The organism is Streptomyces sp. NPDC032161, from assembly GCF_040636995.1.
In the GTDB taxonomy this organism is placed as follows: Bacteria; Actinomycetota; Actinomycetes; order Streptomycetales; family Streptomycetaceae; genus Streptomyces.
The window spans coordinates 1-2,165 of record NZ_JBEZVN010000110.1 but is presented as its reverse complement, the minus strand read 5'-3'; the positions used below and the strand labels follow the sequence as shown (position 1 = coordinate 2,165).

1 protein-coding gene is annotated in these 2,165 nt (G+C 71.0%); it reads right to left on the bottom strand.

What is annotated here, in order from left to right; translation table 11 throughout:
* Window positions 1–2,165, bottom strand: a 2,165-nt coding sequence (locus tag AB0E67_RS36410) for a beta-ketoacyl synthase N-terminal-like domain-containing protein (protein ID WP_362035146.1), incomplete at both ends; no start/stop codon positions are given.

Below are 2,165 nucleotides of genomic sequence, written 5' to 3'. Positions count from 1 at the left end.
GCATCCAGCTCAGGCCGCTGATCGACGTACGCGCGAAGCTGCCGTGCCTGATCGCGCAGCGCGTCCGCCGTCCGTGCCGAGATCACCCACGGCACGACGCCCGGTTCGGCGGGCTCGTACTGGTGCTGCTGGCCGGCCAAGGCGGGAGGCTCTTCGATGATGGCGTGGGCGTTGGTGCCGCTGATGCCGAAGGACGATACACCGGCGCGGCGGGGCCGGTCGCTCCCGGGCCAGGTCTGTTCCTCGGTGAGGAGGCTGACCGCCCCGGCCGACCAGTCGACATGAGGGGTGGGCCGGTCGACATGCAGTGTCCTCGGCAGGACACCGTGATGCATGGCCATGACCATCTTGATGACACCGGAGACACCGGCGGCGGCCTGCGTGTGGCCGATGTTGGACTTCACCGAGCCCAGCCACAGGGGCCGGTCGGCCGGGCGGCCCTGTCCGTAGGTGGCCAGCAGCGCCTGAGCCTCGATCGGATCGCCGAGGGTCGTCCCGGTGCCGTGTGCTTCGACCGCGTCGACCTGATCGGGGGTGAGACCGGCGTTGGCGAGCGCCTGCCGGATCACCCGCTGCTGCGAGGGGCCGTTCGGGGCGGTCAGACCGTTGCTGGCCCCGTCCTGGTTGACGGCCGTACCCCGGACCACGGCCAGCACCGGATGCCCGTTCCGCCGCGCATCCGACAGCCGCTCCAGCAGGAGCATGCCGATGCCCTCGCCCCACCCGGTTCCGTCGGCGGCCTCGGCGAAGGCCTTGACCCGGGAGTTGGGAGCGAGCCCCCGCTGCCTGCTGAACTCCACGAACATGCCGGGGTTGGACATGACGGTCGCCCCGCCCGCGAGGGCGAGGGTGCATTCGCCGGAGCGCAGTGACTGGGCGGCCATGTGCAAGGCGACGAGCGAGGAGGAGCAGGCGGTGTCGACGGTGATGGCCGGGCCCTCCAGACCCAGTGTGTAGGCCACACGGCCCGACGCCACACTGGGCGTCGTTCCCGTCAGCGCATAGCCCTCGATCTTCTCGGGCGCTTCGTGCAGCCGGGGCCCGTAGTCCTGTGCCGTCGCACCGACGAACACCCCGGCCCTGCTGCCGCGCAGCGCCTTCGGGTTGATGCCGGCGCGTTCGAGGGCCTCCCAGGAGGTCTCAAGGAGCAGCCGCTGCTGCGGGTCCATGGCCAGCGCCTCCCTCGGCGAGATGCCGAAGAAGGCCGGGTCGAAGTCGGCGGCGTCGTGAAGGAAACCGCCCTCACGCGCGTACGACGTGCCGGTGCGGACCGGGTCCGTGTCGTACAGCGCGTCCAGGTCCCAGCCGCGGTCGGCGGGGAACGGCGAGACCGCGTCACCACCGGCCGCCAGCAGCGCCCACAACTGCTCGGGCGTCCGGACCCCACCCGGCAGACGGCAGCTCATGCCGACGATGACGATCGGGTCGTCGGAGTTCGGGGCAGCCGACGCCTCCGGCGCCGCCACCTCTCCCCGCAGGCCCGCAAGTTCGCTGTGCAGATGCCGGGCCAGCAGCTCCGGCGTGGGGTGGTCGTAGAGCGCGGACGAAGGCAGCAGCACACCAGCCGCCTGCCCGAGCGCGGCACAGAGCTCCACCGACATGAGCGAGTCGAAACCGAGCTGCTTGAACGGCGCGTCCACCGTGACCTGTTCGGGGCTGTCGTGCTCCAGCACGGCGGCGATGTGTCGGCGTACGAGATCCAGCAGCTCCCGGTCCGCCTCCTGGGACATCGCAGCGAAGGCCACCGCGGAACCGGCTGCCTGCGGAACGGACTCCGCGACCTCCTCGTCCGCCGCAGTGTCCGCCGTATCGTCGAGGCGACCGGCCGACACCCCGACCGTCTCCTTGAGCCAGTACCGACGGCGCTGGAACGCATACGTCGGCAGCTCCACACGGCGCGAAGGCGTGATGCCCAGATCGGCGAGCACATCCGGCCACGCGATCTCCATGCCCGAGACGTGGAGTTCGGCTGTGGCGCGGGTGACGGCGTGGGTTTCGTCGAGGTTCTTGTGGAGGGTGGGGAGGAGGAGGGTGTCGGTGCGCGTGACGGTGTCCCGGGCGAGGGCGGTCAGGACACCGCCGGGGCCGATCTCCAGATAGCGGGTGGTGTCGTGCTGCTCAAGCCAGGTGATCTGGTCGGCGAAGCGGACGGCGTCGCGGATGTG